Raw genomic sequence first — 13,696 nt, forward strand, 5'->3', positions numbered from 1 at the left:
CATGTCTCCAGTGGAATACGAGCGGCAATACGCTTGAGGATCCTTAAAAGAAAGTCCAGTTTATCCTTCCCACTCCAAAAGCCTCCCATTTCTCATGTCCAAGAAATGGGAGGCAGTTCACACGCGCTGCAGGGTCTTTTTGCATGTCATGTTTAGTTGTGGCCAACGCCTTAGAGAGCGGCAACGACCTCGATCTCGACCAGACCGCCAGCCGGAAGGGCGGCAACCTGGAAGGCGCTGCGCGCGGGGAACGGGGCCTCAAACTTGGAGGCGTAGATCTCGTTCACGGCGGCGAAGTCGGCGATGTCGGCCAGGTAGACCGTGGTCTTGACGACATCGGCAAAGGTAGCGCCGGCAGCGGTCAGCAGGGCCTCGACGTTGGCGAGGGACTGCTTAGCCTGGGCCTCGACGCCCTCGGGCATCTTGCCAGTTGCGGGGTCGATGCCCAGCTGGCCGGACAGGAACACCATGTTGCCGGTCTGGATGCCGGGGGAATACGGTCCGATGGCTGCGGGTGCGTTATCGGAAAACACGACAGTCTTGCTCATGTTTTTCTCCTTACGATCAATTGAGAGAGCGTGAGCGCGGTGTTCACACCGGGAGGCACAGTTCGGTCTGAACACCGCGCTTGATTGGGATAGTACTCAAGGTTTCTGTTTGATGCAAGAATATTATCAGCTTGCGAGAATATTTTATCGCCCAACGGTTTCCCCGAACCGATGAACGGTTCTCATGTGGAGCAGCCAGTCCAAGCTGCTGAAGACTTTGTCCTGCTTAGGCTGCGGGCGTCGCCCACCGCAGCGACGCCACTATACTTTTGAATATCTGAGCATTTTGAAAGGCAGGATATGACCGCAACCGCCAGCCGAACCACTAACCGCAGGCCCGAGCTTTTGGCCCCCGCCGGAGGCCCGGAGCCCTTTGCCGCCGCGCTCGCCGCCGGGGCAGACGCCATCTACTGCGGCATGGGCAGCTTCAACGCCCGCCGCAAGGCAACCAACTTTACCGACGAGGCCTTTGAGCAAGCCTGCCGCGCCGCGCATCTAGCCGGGTCGCGCGTCTACGTCACGGTCAACATCGTCATCAAGCAGTCCGAGATGGGCGATGCACTGCAGCTCATTCATCGCTGCTCCACGCTGGGCGCCGATGCCTTCATTATCCAGGACTGGGGTCTGTTCTTTGAGGCCAAGCGCACCATGCCCGGCATCGAGACACATATCTCGACCCAGGCGAACATCCACGACGACCGCGGAACCCTTTGGTGCCGTGAGCAGGGCGCCGACCGCGTGACTCTCTCGCGCGAGCTCTCCATCGACGAAATCGCCGCCATTCACGACGCCGCGCCCGATGTGGACCTGGAGGTCTTTAGCCACGGTGCCATCTGCTTTTGCTACTCGGGTCTGTGCCTGCTGTCGAGCTTTGCCATGGCGGGACGATCGGCCAACCGCGGCATGTGCGCCCAGCCCTGCCGCCTGCCCTACGAGTTGATCGACGAGAACGGTCGCGCGCTCTCCCCTGCCGGTCGCGAGCGCGCGCTGTGCCCGCGTGACACCAACACCTCACAGCTTGTTCGCCGTCTGTATGACGCCGGCGCCGCATCGCTCAAGCTCGAGGGCCGCATGAAGGCACCCGATTACGTGTACTCCATCGTTGATGTGTATCGTCACGAAATTGACGACATGCTATCCGGAGCCGCCGTTGCCAAGGACGAGGAAGCCGCCCGCCAGCGCCAGCTCAAGCGCTGCTTCAACCGCGACTTTACGCACGCCTATCAGGACGGCACCTCGGGCGACGAGATGATGAGCTATGAGCGTTCCAACAACCGCGGCCAGATCGTGGGCACGGTGCTGGGCAGCCGCCCGGCCAACCGCGATGTGCGCGGCCTCAAGTCCGACGACCGCCGTCGCCGCGCCGCCATCGCCCGCATTGAGCTGTTTGAGCCCGTGGGCAAAGGCGACCTGCTGGAGCTTCGCCACGATAACGAGTTTGACCAGTTCCTGACCACCATTGCCGCCGATGATGCCGCCGCCGGTGACATCATTGAGTGCCGCGTGCCCCGTAGCATGCCCGAGGGCTGCCGCGTGCGCGTGATTCGAAGCCAGAGCGCCATTGACGCCGCCGGCGCCGCGCTCAAGCGCGATGTGCTGCGCCGCCGAGCTGTTGACGTGTCCGTCGTTGCGCGCCTGGGCGAGCCGTTTACTGTCACACTCACCTGCTGTGACAACCCCGCGCTCACCGCCACCGCCACGGGCTTCACCGTCGAGGCCGCCAAGACCCGCGCCGTCGAGGCATCCGATCTGGTTGAGCACATCGGGCGCATGGGCTCCTCTCCCTTTGAGGCCGCGAGCTTTGATGTGGCGCTCGATGAGGGCTGCGGCATGGGCTTCTCCGCCGTGCACAAGGTGCGCGCCGCCGCTTGTAAGGCGCTGGAAGAGGCCATTCTGGCACCGTACGAGGAGCGCGCAAAAACGCTCGAGTTGCCGGTGCTCGACAAATGTACGCGCCCCATGCCCAAGCACTACCGCGACGAGCCGCAGATCTGCGCCACCGTCACCTCGCTCGAGGCCGCCGAGGCAGCCCGCGCGGAGGGTGCAACGCGCATCTATATGACCACCGACGCGCTCGAGGCTGTCGGACTCTCCCCTGCCGATGCATTTGAGCAGGGTATCGTGCCCGTACTCGACGAGGTCTGCCGCGCCGTCGACCACGAGCGCGTCGATCCTTGGATCAATGCCGGAGCCACCGTCGCCGTCGGCAATATCTCCGAGCTCGCCGTAGCCGCTCATGCCGGCGCCACGGCCGAGATTCGCTCTTGCCTGCCGGTGCATAACACGCCCTGCATGGAGGCACTTGCCGAGCGCGGAGCCGGTGCGTTTTGGCTCTCGCCCGAGATCACGCTCGACGAGATCGTCTCGCTTGGCACCGCCGCGCCCGCAGCCCTGGGCATCACTGTGTTCGGCCGCCCGCGCGTTATGACGAGTGAGCACTGCATCCTGCAGGTGGCCAATGGCTGCATCCACGATTGCGCTAACTGCCGCCTGCGCGCCCGCAAGCTGTCACTCAAGAATATCGACGGCAAGGTCATGCCCGTACGCACCGACATCCATGGCCGCTCTCGCCTGTACGACGCCTACCCCATCGACCTCACGCCGCAGGTTCCTCAGCTGCTCGATGCCGGCGTGCGTCGTCTCATGGTAGACGGAACGCTGCTCGAGACAGATGAGGTGGGCCGTGCCGTCGCCCGCGTCCGTCGTGCCGTCGAAGCAGCACAGGCCGGCCGCAAGCCCGCCGCCCGCCTGCGCGGCGCCACCTCGGGCTGCATGTTTGTGGGAATTAGCTAACCGAAAGGCTTACACGTGAACGAAGAACCTCAAGTCCTTTACTGCGACGCCTGGCTCATGGCCATCGACAAGCCCGCCGGCATGATCGTCCACGGCGACGGCACCGGCGAGCGCACGCTCACCGACTACGCCAGCGACCTGCTGCTGGCGATGGGTGACGGCTTTGCCGCGACCGACATGCAGCCGCTCAACCGCCTGGACCGCAACACCACCGGCGTGGTGTTGTTTTCGCTCGACAAACAGACGCAGCCCGCCTTTGACCAAATGGTCATCGACCACGCCTTCGAAAAGCACTATCTGGCGCTGGCCGAGGGCAAGATCGACTGGAACGAAAAGCTCATCGACAAGCCCATCGCCCGCGACCGCCACGACAGCCGCAAGATGCGCGTCGGCGCCAGCGGCAAGCCGTCTCAGACGCGCGTCAAGGTACTCAAGCGTCTTAAGAGTCGCCGTGGCCTGCCCACGCGCTCGTATATCGATGTCGAGTTGCTCACCGGCCGCAAGCACCAGATCCGTGTGCATCTGGCCAGCGAGCATCACGCCTTAGTCGGTGACGACCTGTACGGAACGCCGCGTCCCTGCGGCCTGATGCTCCACGCCCACAGCGTGTCCTTCACGCATCCCGTAACCGGCGAGCATATCCATATCGAAGCTCCCTGCCCCTGGGAGCCCTAAACCACCACAATGGGGACAGGCACCTTTGTGGTGGTTTTGCCGCAATGGCCCAGCCACGGTCCCAAAACGTCTCGATCTGTAACAGTTAGAACCCATTTTCCGGTCTATTTGTTATAGATCGAGACATTCGAATCCCTCTCAAGGAAAAATCTCAATCTGTAACAATAACTCGGCAAAATCGGTCCCAGATGTTACAGATTGAGACAAAGGGACGGCGCGGCTCGGAAGTATCTCGATCTGTAACACCTAGCTCACTTTTAACGGTCCAGTTGTTACAGACTTAGACAAAACCGGTAGACAACAAAAACGGCAACGCCCGTAATGGACGTTGTCGTTTTTCTATTGAGAAAACTACTCGGTTTTCGTTACTAACCGCCACAGTGGGGACAGGCACCTTTGTGGTGGTTTTGGCCTTACTTCGCCCCGTTGCTAAACCGTGATGACGTTTTCCATCGTCTGGTACTTGGCGGGCACCTCGCCCGCGGTGATAACCGTTGCGTCACGGAAGTCCGCGAATTTTACGGGAGCCACCATGCCAAACTTACTGGCGTCAGAGATTACGAAGCGTTTGGCTGTATGGCGCATCGAGATACGCTTGACCTGCGCTTCCTCGATATCGGGCGTCGTAAAGCCCTGCTCGGCGGCAATGCCGTTAGAACCCCAAAAGCCGCAGTTAAAGTTGTAGCGGTCTAGGGTTGCCAGAGCATCGGGGCCAACGAGCGCCTCGGTCTCGTGTTTAAGCTCGCCGCCCAGCACCACGGTGCGCATGCCGCGCACAGCGAGATGCTGAGCATGGAGCACGGAATCAGTCACATAGGTGACCGATTCGAGATGCGGAAGATGCTCGATGAGTCTGAGCGTTGTCGAACCCGAATCGATGTACACAAAGCTCTCGGGCTCCACGAGCGCCGCGGCGCGGGCGCAGATACGCTCCTTGTCGTCGTTATGGAGATCACTGCGCTCACTGATCGTTAGGTCGCGCGTCACGTGCGCGCGCTCAATACTTGTCGCGCCACCGTGCACCTTGGCGATGCGGTGCGCTCGGTCGAGCGTCTGTAGGTCGCGTCGAATGGTAGAGGCCGTCACGCCCAGGGCATCGGCAAGCTCGGGCACCGTTACCGAGCCAGCCTGCTGCACCATCGACACGATCGTATTGAGCCTATCTTCCGCAAGCATCGCTTACTCCTCCTCGGGGTAGACAACTCCCCAATCGGCGCGGAGCTTGGTCATGAGCTCCATCACATCAGAAGCATAATCCAGAAGCTCACGCTTGGAATCGTCGACGGCGACGGCCTGCTCGAGGTCTGCCATCTCGTAGCACAGGGCATAAGCCTCGGTGCCCGCGGCGACCTCCTCACGATGACCGTCCGCGGTCCACACGATCGTCGCGTGATCGGCACGCGGATACTCGTTGACCTCGATATAGCACTTGTCAAAGCTGATGACCGAGCGCTTGGGCTGCTTGGAGTGGAGCGTAAGGCTCACGACGCCCAGCTGCTGCTCGGCATTGCGGCAGACGATGCCGCCTGCAACGTCCACGCCGGTCTCGCAGGTGTTACCCAGAGACACGACCTCGACGGGCTGGCTCGCCATAAACAGGCGCATGACGGACAGGGCGTATACGCCAATATCGAGCATGGCACCGCCGGCGAGGTTGCGATTGTAGAAACGGTTGGTCAGGTCGCCGTACTCCTTGTAGCTACCAAAGTTGAGCTGAGCGAGGTTCATGCGGCCAAACTCGCCGGCATCCATGCGGCGGCGCAGCTCTTGATACAAGGGCATGTGGAGCACCGTGGTAGCGTCCATAAGGACCACGTTGTGTTCGGCGGCAATGGCGCGGGCCTCATCGAGCTCGGCAGAATTTAGGGTAATGGCCTTTTCGCAGAGCACATGCTTGCCGGCGGCCAGCGCAGCACGCAGATAGGTGATATGCGTGTTGTGCGGCGTGGTGATATAGACGGCGTCGATGTCCGGATCGGCGTAGAGGTCCTCAACCGTCTCGTACACCTTCTCGACGCCATACTGCTCGGCAAAAGCCTGGGCTTTGGAAAGCGTACGGTTGGCGACACCCGCGAGCTTGCGGCCGGCCAGCCCGAGGGACTGGGCCATTTGGTTGGCGATAACACCGCACCCGATCACTGCCCAGCGAAGCTCGGGAGCCGTAAAGATGTCGTTTGGGAACGGCTGATTCTGGACCGAGGCAAACGCCGCCTTTGCGGCTGCCTCGGCGTCGAGCGGAGCCTGTTTGGAATCTGCCATGATGTGCCTCCTGAGTCATCGGAAGTCCTTCATTTCTAACAACCCTATAGTCGCACAATTGCGCGCGTATCTGCTCGTGTTTGCGTATTTATTTGCTTATCGGTCATTATTTAGCCATAGTTGGCAGATGTTTGCGCAGTTATGCGCATTTTCGCGCAAAACTATGCGCATGAATGTGCATGCGACGATCCTTGTGAAGCATAAAGAGGCGGAACACCAAAGCCCTAAAGAACAGAGTAGGCCGTGATACTCCACCCCTCTGAGGGCATCAGACATCAAAGGACCGTCCCAAACTGCCAGCAAAAAGGGAACGTCCCTATGTGCCGGCACCTAGAGACAGTCCCTATGTGCCGCTTTCGTTGAAGCCTATCCCAGATGACCAGATAAACAAATCTAAAGACAGTCCCCATCGACTGGTCGTTTAAGAACGTCCCCAACGACTACTCATTTAAGTCTGTCCCCAATGAGTAGGAATAGAAAAAGGCCCGTGTGCCGTGGGGCATCCGGGCCTTTGCTAGCAACTTGATGTTGCGGGCAGCTTAGAACTTGTGGCCGCACTTCTTGCAGACGCGCAGCTTGTTCTTGCCGTCCTTCTCGTGACCGACGCGGGTAACCTTACCGCACTCGGGGCAAACGAGATTGACGTTGGAGGCATCGATGGGAGCCTCCTGCGAAACGATGCCGCCCTGCTGGTTGGCAGCGTTGGGCTTGACGGCCTTCTTGACGACCGAAACGCCCTCGACAACGACCTTGATCTCGGCGGGGAGAGCACGCAGGATAACGCCCTGCTTGCCGCGATCCTTACCAGAGAGAACCTGGACCTTATCGCCCTTCTTGATATACATATATCTCCCCTAACTACAGGGTCTCGGGAGCGAGCGAGACGATCTTCATGTACTTCTTGTCACGAAGCTCGCGAGCGACGGGCCCGAAGATACGGGTGCCGACGGGCGAACCATCGTTGTTGATGACAACGCAAGCGTTCTCATCAAAGCGAATGTAGGAGCCATCCTTGCGGCGGATCTCCTTAACGGTGCGAACGACGACGCAACGGACAACGTCCTTCTTCTTGACGTTGGCGCCAGGGGTAGCCTCCTGGACAGCACCGATGAACACATCGCCGATGCCTGCATAACGACGCTTGGAACCGCCAAGCACCTTGATGCAGCGAATCTTGCGAGCGCCGGAGTTGTCGGCGACGTTCAGCATGGTTTGCATCTGAATCATGGTAGATGTTCCTCCGAACTAAGAACCGAAGAGAGGTGCGCAGCCTTTATACGGCCCGTGGTATGCAAGCCAGGCATACGCACATCTTCGGAAACGTACAAGTCGTAAGAGCGACTGCTTATTTAGCGCGCTCGACGACCTCGATGAGGCGCCAACGCTTCATCTTGGACATAGGACGGGTCTCCATAACGCGGACGGTATCGCCCACGCCAGCCGTGCACTCCTCGTCGTGAGCGTGCAGCTTCTTGGAGCTGGTCATCATCTTGCCGTACTTGGGGTGACGCTTGCGCTCGGTGATGGTGACAACAATGGTCTTGGCACCGGAGACGGAGGTAACGACACCCGTACGGACCTTACGCGAGTTACGCGAATCAGTCATGTTCTCTCCTTAGGTCCTACTCGGCGACAGCGGACTTCTCCGCTGCGATCTCGCGGGCGCGCTGCTCCGTGAGGACGCGAGCGATGTCCTTCTTCACGGTGTTGACGCGAGCGGTGTTGTCCAGCTGGCTGGTGGCCATCTGGAAACGAAGGTTAAAGAGCTCGGCGCGCATTTCCTTCAGCTTCTCAACGAGCTGAGCGTCCGAGAGCTCACGAATCTCTGCGGGCTTCATTAGTTCTCCTCCTTGGCGGCGGCGGCGTCCTCAGCAGCCCACTTGGCCTCGAGAGCGGCCTCCTCAGCCATCTCCTTCTCGATGCGCTGCTCAGCGTTCTTAGCAGCAACAATCTTGGTCTTGATGGGGAGCTTGTGCTGCGCAAGACGCAGAGCCTCGCGAGCGACCTCCTCGGGAACACCCTTGACCTCGAACATGATGCGGCCGGGCTTGACGACGGCCACCCACTCCTCGGGATTACCCTTACCAGAACCCATGCGAGTCTCGGCGGGCTTCTTGGTGATGGGCTTATCGGGGAAGATCGTGATGTAGACACGACCGCCACGCTTCATGTAGCGGGTCATGGCAATACGAGCGGCCTCGATCTGACGGTTGGTGATCCAATGGGCCTCGAGAGCCTGGATACCAAACTCGCCGAAATGCAGCTCGGTATTACCCTTGGCCTGGCCCTTCATGGAGCCACGCTGCACCTTGCGGTGAAGAATACGCTTAGGGGCAAGCACTACTGACCCCTCCTCTCGGAGTTACGACGACGAGGACGGGAAGAGCCCTCGAGTGCAGGGTTGGGAACAGGCTGGCCCGGGAGCTTCTCGCCCAGGTAGATCCAGACCTTCACGCCGCAAGCGCCCATGGTGGTGCTGGCGACAGCCGTGCCGTAGTCGATCTTGGCACGGAGGGTGTGCAGAGGCACGCGACCCTCGCGGTACCACTCACGACGGCCCATCTCGGCACCGCCGAGACGACCGGAGCACTGGATACGGATGCCCTTAGCGCCGGCCTTGCGGGCGGACTGGACAGCCTTGCGCATAGCGCGACGGAAGGCAACGCGGCCCTCGAGCTGCTCGGCGATAGACTGAGCAACGAGGTTGGCGTCGAGCTCGGGGCGCTTGATCTCGACAACGTCGACGGAGAGCTGGCCCTTGGAGACGCCAGCGACCTTCTCGAGCTCGGTGCGGAGGGTATCGATCTCGGCACCCTTCTTACCGATGACAACGCCGGGGCGAGCAGTGAGGATGATGACCTTCACCTTGTCGCCAGCGCGCTCGATCTCGACGCGGGAGACAGCTGCGCGGGAAAGACGCTTCTCGAGGTACTTGCGGATCTCGAGATCGTTACCGAGGGTCTTAGCGTAATCCTTCTCTGCGAACCAGCGGGAGCGCCAGTTCTCGGTGATGCCAAGACGGAAGCCGGTGGGGTAGACTTTCTGACCCATACAGCTTTACGCCTCCTTTCGAGGAGCAACGACGACGGTGATGTGGGAAGTACGCTTCAGAATGCGAGAAGCGGAACCCTTGGCGCGGGGACGGATGCGCTTAAGCGTCGGACCCTCGTCAACATAGGCAGCGGCGACAACCAGGTTGTCGGCACGCAGACCGTTGTTGTTCTCGGCGTTCGCAACGGCGGAACGGAGAACCTTCTCGACATCCACGGCGACGGCGCGGTCGCAGAAGTGGAGGATGTCGAAGGCCTGAGCGACAGGCTTGCGGCGGATCAGATCGACCACCAGGCGGGCCTTGCTGGGGGAAACACGCACGTACTTAGCGACGGCGCGAACCTCGGTGGCCTCAGTTTCAATAGACTTAGTTGCCATTTACGGTTAACCCCCTATTTGGCCTTGTGGCCACGGAACGTACGAGTCGGCGCGAACTCGCCGAGCTTGTGACCAACCATGGACTCGGTAACATACACGGGCACATGCTTGCGGCCGTCGTGGACGGCGATGGTGTGACCAACCATCTCGGGGAAGATGGTGGACGCGCGGGACCAGGTCTTCACGACGTCCTTCTTGCCAGCCTCGTTCATCGCGGTGATACGCGAGAGAAGGCGAGTCTCCACGAACGGGCCCTTTTTGAGACTTCTGCTCATAAGTGCTTTCTCCTAAAACTCGGTATCCGAAATTACTTCTTACGGCGACGAATGATGTGCTGGTTCGAGACCTTCTTCTTCTTGCGCGTACGAAGGCCCTTCGTCGGCTTACCCCAGGGGGTAACGGAGGGACGACCAGAGGTGTGGTTCTTGCCCTCGCCACCGCCGTGCGGGTGGTCGACAGGGTTCATGACGGTACCGCGGACGGTCGGGCGCACGTTCATGTGACGCTTACGGCCGGCCTTGCCGATGACGATGTTGGAGTGATCGGCGTTGCCGACCTCACCGACGGTGGCGCGGCAGGTAACGAGGATGCGGCGCATCTCGGAGGAAGGCATACGGACGATAGCGTACTTGCCCTCCTTACCCATCAGCTGGCAGGAGTTACCGGCGGAACGGGCGATAGCAGCGCCCTTGCCCGGCTGGAACTCGACGGCGTGGATGAGCGTACCGACGGGGATGTCGGCGAGGGGCAGAGCGTTGCCCGGCTTGATGTCGGCGTCAGAACCGGACATGATGGTCTGACCGACCTCGAGGCCCTTGGGGGCCAGGATGTAGCGCTTCTCACCGTCAGCGTAGTGCAGCAGAGCGATGCGAGCGGAACGGTTCGGATCGTACTCGATCGTGGCAACCTTGGCGGGCACGCCGTCCTTGTTGCGCTTGAAGTCGATCACGCGGTAACGACGCTTCACGCCGCCGCCCTGGTGGCGGGTGGTGATGCGGCCGTTGTTGTTACGACCGGCCTTCTTGGGCAGGGGCTCGAGAAGAGACTTCTCGGGCTTGGTGCAGGTGATCTCGGAGAAGTCGGAGATCGTCTGCCAACGCCTACCAGCGGAGGTCGGCTTAAGGTGCTTTACAGCCATTACAATCCCTTTCAATAGGAATCCGTTAGCCATCGCAGACAGGGATACGAGGTTCTGCCTCGGGTGCGATGACACCGGACGTATACACGGTTCCGGGCGTGTCCATTTTATACGCCCAAAACCTTGAGCTCTCGCCTCCCCTATTTGGGAGGCATGAGCTCACTCAACAGCAGCGAGTCTTAGGCCTGGTTGCCAAAGACCTCGATGGTGTCGCCCTCGGCCAGCGTGACGATGGCCTTCTTCCAAGAACGGGTCTTGCCGGCGACATAGCGCACGCGCTTGGTCTTGGGCTTGACCGTCAGGGTGTTCACGCGAACGACCTTGACGCCGAAGATCTCCTCGACAGCGTCCTTGATCTGATACTTGTTAGCATCCTTGGCGACCTCGAACGTGTACTTGTTCAGCTCCATGCCGGAGAAGGAACGCTCGGACACGATCGGACGGATGATGATCTCGTGGGCGGTCATTTATGCAAGCACCTCCCCGAAGTGAGCGGCGATGTCGGCGGCCATCAGCACGGCGTTGTTGTTGACGAGATCGTAGGTGTTGGCCTCGTCGGCAGTGATGATGAACGTCTTGGGAATGTTGCGGAACGACAGGTAAGCATTGACGTCCTCATCGCGAACGATGATGGTCAGACGCTTGCCCTCAAGGCCGAGAGCCTTGAGCATGGCGACAGCAGCCTTGGTGGAAGGCTTCTCGAAGCCGTAGTCGTCGACGAGCACGAGCTCGCCATCGGCCAGCTTGGCGGACAGCGCAGAGCGCATAGCCAGCTTGACCTCCTTGTTGTTCATACGCTTGGCGTAGGAACGGGGCTTGGGGGCGAAGACGACGCCACCGTGACGCCACTGGGCAGCACGGATGGAACCCTGGCGGGCACGGCCGGTGCCCTTCTGACGCCAAGGCTTTTTGCCGCCACCGGAAACCTCAGAGCGGCCCTTAGCGGACTGGGTGCCCTGACGCCAAGAGGCCATCTGGCACTTGACGATGTGGTGCATAACGTGGATGTTCGGCTCGATGCCGTACACCTCAGCGGCGAGCTCGGCCTCGGCGACCTTCTTGCCCTCGCTGTTCTTAACTTCAAACTTTGCCATTTAAGTGTTCTCCTTGGTATGACGCTGGGCTAAATGGGCTGGGCCCTTAGGCCATACGGATGGCGACGAGACCATTCTTGGCACCCGGGACAGCGCCCTTGACCAAGATGAGGTTCTGCTCGGCATCGATGCGGACAACGGAAAGGTTCTTGACGGTAACGCGCTCGTTACCCATGTGACCGGCCATCTTGACGCCCTTGAGGACGCGCGCAGGATAGGCGCACTGACCGATAGAACCGGGGTGACGCTGGAAGTGAGAACCATGCGTCATAGGACCGCGGCGCTGACCCCAGCGCTTGATGCGACCCTGGAAGCCCTTACCCTTGGAGGTACCGATGACGTCGACCTTCTCGACATCAGCGAAATCAGCGACGGTGACGACCTCGCCGACCTTGTGCTCCTCGCCGTTCTCGACGCGGACCTCACGAAGGAAGCGGACAGGCTCGACGCCAGCCTTGGCGAAGTGACCAGCCATGGGCTTGTTCACGTTCTTGGCCTTGATGTCGCCGAAACCGATCTGGACGGCGTCATAGCCGTCGGTTGCCTGAGTTTTAACCTGCGAGACAGCGCAGGGGCCAGCCTGGATGACCGTGACGGGAACGACGTTGTCGTCCTCGTCCCAAACCTGGGTCATGCCAATCTTGCGGCCGAGAATCATGCTGATCAAGATATGATCCCAACTCTCGCGTGGTCTTGGGACAATGCGTACACCACCGAGCGTACGCCCCTAGAGGACCACTACTTACACGACGTGCTCCCCAACCTTGTATTTCGCCCGGACTACCTGACAACCCTATTAAGCAGGCATTTTGTCCAGCCAGAATACTCCCCTGGTTACACACAGCTGTTTAGTATACACGGCTGCGGGCGTATCCATCGAGATTCATATTTCACTCACATTGTTTACGCAGGTAAAGTGCGTGGCACGTCTCCCGAGCTTTGGCGGAGGGGCGGGGCCGAGAGTAGTTAAGGTTGCTGCTCTACAGTCCTGCTCACGACGGAGAGCACATTAAGTGCTCTCCTGTTCGTGCGGAACTCGCGACAACCTTAACTACTCTCGGCCCCGCCCCTCCGCCAAAGCTCGGGAGACGACACGTTGATGTCTGCTTAACTCTGCTCGCTCTGGCTAATGACTTTGTTGGGGGTCCACTATTTGCTGAAGGGTAAACTTGCATTGCATTGGCTCGCCTTCTGCTTGTGGCTTTGCCTCTTCAAAATCGAAGATCATGATGGCGCAGTTGGGGAGTTTTGATGGGAGCTCGAAGCCCTCTGGGGCTGCAGCCTTGATGAATTGGCGGCTGGCGCTGCCGTGGCTTACTGCTAGGAGGGTTTCGATGCCCTCGGAGCCCATGAGATTGGTGAGGGCGCCTACCATGCGTTCTTGCAGTGCGCGGCTTCCTTCTCCTCCGAAGGGGACCAGGTCCTCGCCCGGATCCCAAACGTCGGTGGGCAGGGCGTCGTGGGGGCCTTCTTCGAAGGTGCCGTAGCTGCGCTCGATAATGCCTTCGCAGGGCTCGGCTGCTGCGTCCGGGCCGAGGAGCTCGCATGCGACGAGCTGAGCTGTGTCCATGGCTCGGCCTAAGGGTGATGAGACTACTTTGTCGGGGACGACGCCATGGACCTTGAGCCATGCGGCGGCTGTCTGTGCCTGTTGACGACCCAAATTGGTGAGCGGTGAATCGCAGCGTCCCTGGACGAGCTTTTTGACGTTGAATTCCGTCTGGCCGTGGCGGAGTAGGTATAGGCGCTTCATGCTCTCC

General features: G+C 60.3%; 17 protein-coding genes and 1 pseudogene. 2 read left to right on the forward strand and 16 right to left on the reverse strand.

Going from position 1 to position 13,696, the window contains the following annotated elements; genetic code table 11:
* Positions 1-170: 170 nt before the first annotated feature.
* Entirely contained in the window at positions 171-548 is a 378-nt protein-coding gene (locus tag I2F59_RS08015) for a RidA family protein (RefSeq protein ID WP_195503816.1), read from the reverse strand.
* 300 nt (positions 549-848) lie between these two features.
* On the opposite strand from I2F59_RS08015, the gene I2F59_RS08020 reads away from it, so the two are divergent.
* Both I2F59_RS08020 and I2F59_RS08025 read left to right on the forward strand, forming a co-directional pair.
* On the forward strand, positions 849-3,341 hold the full coding sequence (locus I2F59_RS08020; RefSeq protein WP_195503817.1) for a peptidase U32 family protein: 2,493 nt from the start codon (positions 849-851) through the stop codon (positions 3,339-3,341).
* Positions 3,342-3,356: 15 nt separating this feature from the next.
* Positions 3,357-4,016, forward strand: coding sequence for an RluA family pseudouridine synthase (locus I2F59_RS08025; protein WP_271755933.1), 660 nt, complete (start codon positions 3,357-3,359; stop codon positions 4,014-4,016).
* 429 nt (positions 4,017-4,445) lie between these two features.
* Here the strand turns inward: I2F59_RS08025 and I2F59_RS08030 are convergent, their stop codons facing one another.
* The 15 genes and pseudogenes from I2F59_RS08030 to I2F59_RS08100 form a co-directional block, all read right to left on the reverse strand.
* A complete protein-coding gene (locus I2F59_RS08030; protein ID WP_195503818.1) occupies positions 4,446-5,192 on the reverse strand; it encodes a DeoR/GlpR family DNA-binding transcription regulator in 747 nt (248 codons plus the stop codon).
* Positions 5,193-5,195: 3 nt separating this feature from the next.
* Positions 5,196-6,275, reverse strand: a complete 1,080-nt coding sequence (locus I2F59_RS08035) for a Gfo/Idh/MocA family protein (RefSeq protein ID WP_195503819.1) — start codon at positions 6,273-6,275, stop codon at positions 5,196-5,198.
* 539 nt (positions 6,276-6,814) lie between these two features.
* A complete protein-coding gene (gene rplX / locus I2F59_RS08040; protein WP_195503820.1) occupies positions 6,815-7,120 on the reverse strand; it encodes a 50S ribosomal protein L24 in 306 nt (101 codons plus the stop codon).
* A gap of 13 nt (positions 7,121-7,133) precedes the next feature.
* Complete coding sequence (gene rplN, locus I2F59_RS08045; protein WP_006235041.1) at positions 7,134-7,502, reverse strand: 50S ribosomal protein L14; 369 nt, start codon at positions 7,500-7,502, stop codon at positions 7,134-7,136.
* Positions 7,503-7,620: 118 nt separating this feature from the next.
* The gene (rpsQ, locus tag I2F59_RS08050; RefSeq protein ID WP_006235040.1) at positions 7,621-7,881 is read right to left on the reverse strand and encodes a 30S ribosomal protein S17; all 261 of its coding nucleotides are present in this window, start codon (positions 7,879-7,881) and stop codon (positions 7,621-7,623) included.
* A gap of 16 nt (positions 7,882-7,897) precedes the next feature.
* A complete protein-coding gene (rpmC, locus tag I2F59_RS08055) occupies positions 7,898-8,113 on the reverse strand; it encodes a 50S ribosomal protein L29 (RefSeq protein WP_006235039.1) in 216 nt (71 codons plus the stop codon).
* An 86-nt stretch (positions 8,114-8,199) separates the two neighbouring features.
* Positions 8,200-8,616 (reverse strand): annotated as a pseudogene (gene rplP / locus I2F59_RS08060) (50S ribosomal protein L16); the annotation flags it as partial.
* Positions 8,616-9,326 (reverse strand): 30S ribosomal protein S3, encoded by a 711-nt coding sequence (gene rpsC, locus I2F59_RS08065; RefSeq protein ID WP_006235037.1) that lies wholly within the window; start codon positions 9,324-9,326, stop codon positions 8,616-8,618. The gene rpsC and the pseudogene rplP, both read right to left, overlap by 1 nt.
* Positions 9,327-9,332: 6 nt before the next feature.
* Positions 9,333-9,704 (reverse strand): 50S ribosomal protein L22, encoded by a 372-nt coding sequence (gene rplV, locus I2F59_RS08070; RefSeq protein ID WP_006235036.1) that lies wholly within the window; start codon positions 9,702-9,704, stop codon positions 9,333-9,335.
* A 14-nt stretch (positions 9,705-9,718) separates the two neighbouring features.
* On the reverse strand, positions 9,719-9,979 hold the full coding sequence (rpsS, locus tag I2F59_RS08075; protein ID WP_006235035.1) for a 30S ribosomal protein S19: 261 nt from the start codon (positions 9,977-9,979) through the stop codon (positions 9,719-9,721).
* A 32-nt stretch (positions 9,980-10,011) separates the two neighbouring features.
* The gene (gene rplB, locus I2F59_RS08080; RefSeq protein ID WP_022094198.1) at positions 10,012-10,842 is read right to left on the reverse strand and encodes a 50S ribosomal protein L2; all 831 of its coding nucleotides are present in this window, start codon (positions 10,840-10,842) and stop codon (positions 10,012-10,014) included.
* A gap of 179 nt (positions 10,843-11,021) precedes the next feature.
* Positions 11,022-11,309 (reverse strand): 50S ribosomal protein L23, encoded by a 288-nt coding sequence (gene rplW / locus I2F59_RS08085; RefSeq protein ID WP_022094197.1) that lies wholly within the window; start codon positions 11,307-11,309, stop codon positions 11,022-11,024.
* Positions 11,310-11,936, reverse strand: a complete 627-nt coding sequence (rplD, locus tag I2F59_RS08090; protein ID WP_195503821.1) for a 50S ribosomal protein L4 — start codon at positions 11,934-11,936, stop codon at positions 11,310-11,312.
* Between the two features lie 46 nt (positions 11,937-11,982).
* A complete protein-coding gene (gene rplC, locus I2F59_RS08095) occupies positions 11,983-12,603 on the reverse strand; it encodes a 50S ribosomal protein L3 (RefSeq protein WP_035137484.1) in 621 nt (206 codons plus the stop codon).
* Between the two features lie 459 nt (positions 12,604-13,062).
* Positions 13,063-13,689 carry a histidine phosphatase family protein gene (locus I2F59_RS08100; RefSeq protein WP_195503822.1) on the reverse strand — a complete coding sequence of 209 codons (627 nt, stop codon included), beginning with the start codon at positions 13,687-13,689 and terminating at the stop codon, positions 13,063-13,065.
* Between the last annotated feature and the right edge of the window lie 7 nt (positions 13,690-13,696).

Source organism: Collinsella aerofaciens (assembly GCF_015556945.1).
In the GTDB taxonomy this organism is placed as follows: domain Bacteria; phylum Actinomycetota; class Coriobacteriia; order Coriobacteriales; family Coriobacteriaceae; genus Collinsella; species Collinsella aerofaciens_AO.

Coding starts and splice junctions, on each gene's coding strand:
- rpsQ (WP_006235040.1), bottom strand. CDS start 7,881: ATGACTGATTCGCGTAACTCGCGTAAGGTCCGTACGGGTGTCGTTACC.
- I2F59_RS08015 (WP_195503816.1), bottom strand. CDS start 548: ATGAGCAAGACTGTCGTGTTTTCCGATAACGCACCCGCAGCCATCGGA.
- rplD (WP_195503821.1), bottom strand. CDS start 11,936: ATGGCAAAGTTTGAAGTTAAGAACAGCGAGGGCAAGAAGGTCGCCGAG.
- I2F59_RS08100 (WP_195503822.1), bottom strand. CDS start 13,689: ATGAAGCGCCTATACCTACTCCGCCACGGCCAGACGGAATTCAACGTC.
- rplW (WP_022094197.1), bottom strand. CDS start 11,309: ATGACCGCCCACGAGATCATCATCCGTCCGATCGTGTCCGAGCGTTCC.
- rplN (WP_006235041.1), bottom strand. CDS start 7,502: ATGATTCAGATGCAAACCATGCTGAACGTCGCCGACAACTCCGGCGCT.
- rpsS (WP_006235035.1), bottom strand. CDS start 9,979: ATGAGCAGAAGTCTCAAAAAGGGCCCGTTCGTGGAGACTCGCCTTCTC.
- rplB (WP_022094198.1), bottom strand. CDS start 10,842: ATGGCTGTAAAGCACCTTAAGCCGACCTCCGCTGGTAGGCGTTGGCAG.
- rpmC (WP_006235039.1), bottom strand. CDS start 8,113: ATGAAGCCCGCAGAGATTCGTGAGCTCTCGGACGCTCAGCTCGTTGAG.
- rplV (WP_006235036.1), bottom strand. CDS start 9,704: ATGGCAACTAAGTCTATTGAAACTGAGGCCACCGAGGTTCGCGCCGTC.
- I2F59_RS08035 (WP_195503819.1), bottom strand. CDS start 6,275: ATGGCAGATTCCAAACAGGCTCCGCTCGACGCCGAGGCAGCCGCAAAG.
- I2F59_RS08030 (WP_195503818.1), bottom strand. CDS start 5,192: ATGCTTGCGGAAGATAGGCTCAATACGATCGTGTCGATGGTGCAGCAG.
- rplX (WP_195503820.1), bottom strand. CDS start 7,120: ATGTATATCAAGAAGGGCGATAAGGTCCAGGTTCTCTCTGGTAAGGAT.
- I2F59_RS08020 (WP_195503817.1), top strand. CDS start 849: ATGACCGCAACCGCCAGCCGAACCACTAACCGCAGGCCCGAGCTTTTG.
- rpsC (WP_006235037.1), bottom strand. CDS start 9,326: ATGGGTCAGAAAGTCTACCCCACCGGCTTCCGTCTTGGCATCACCGAG.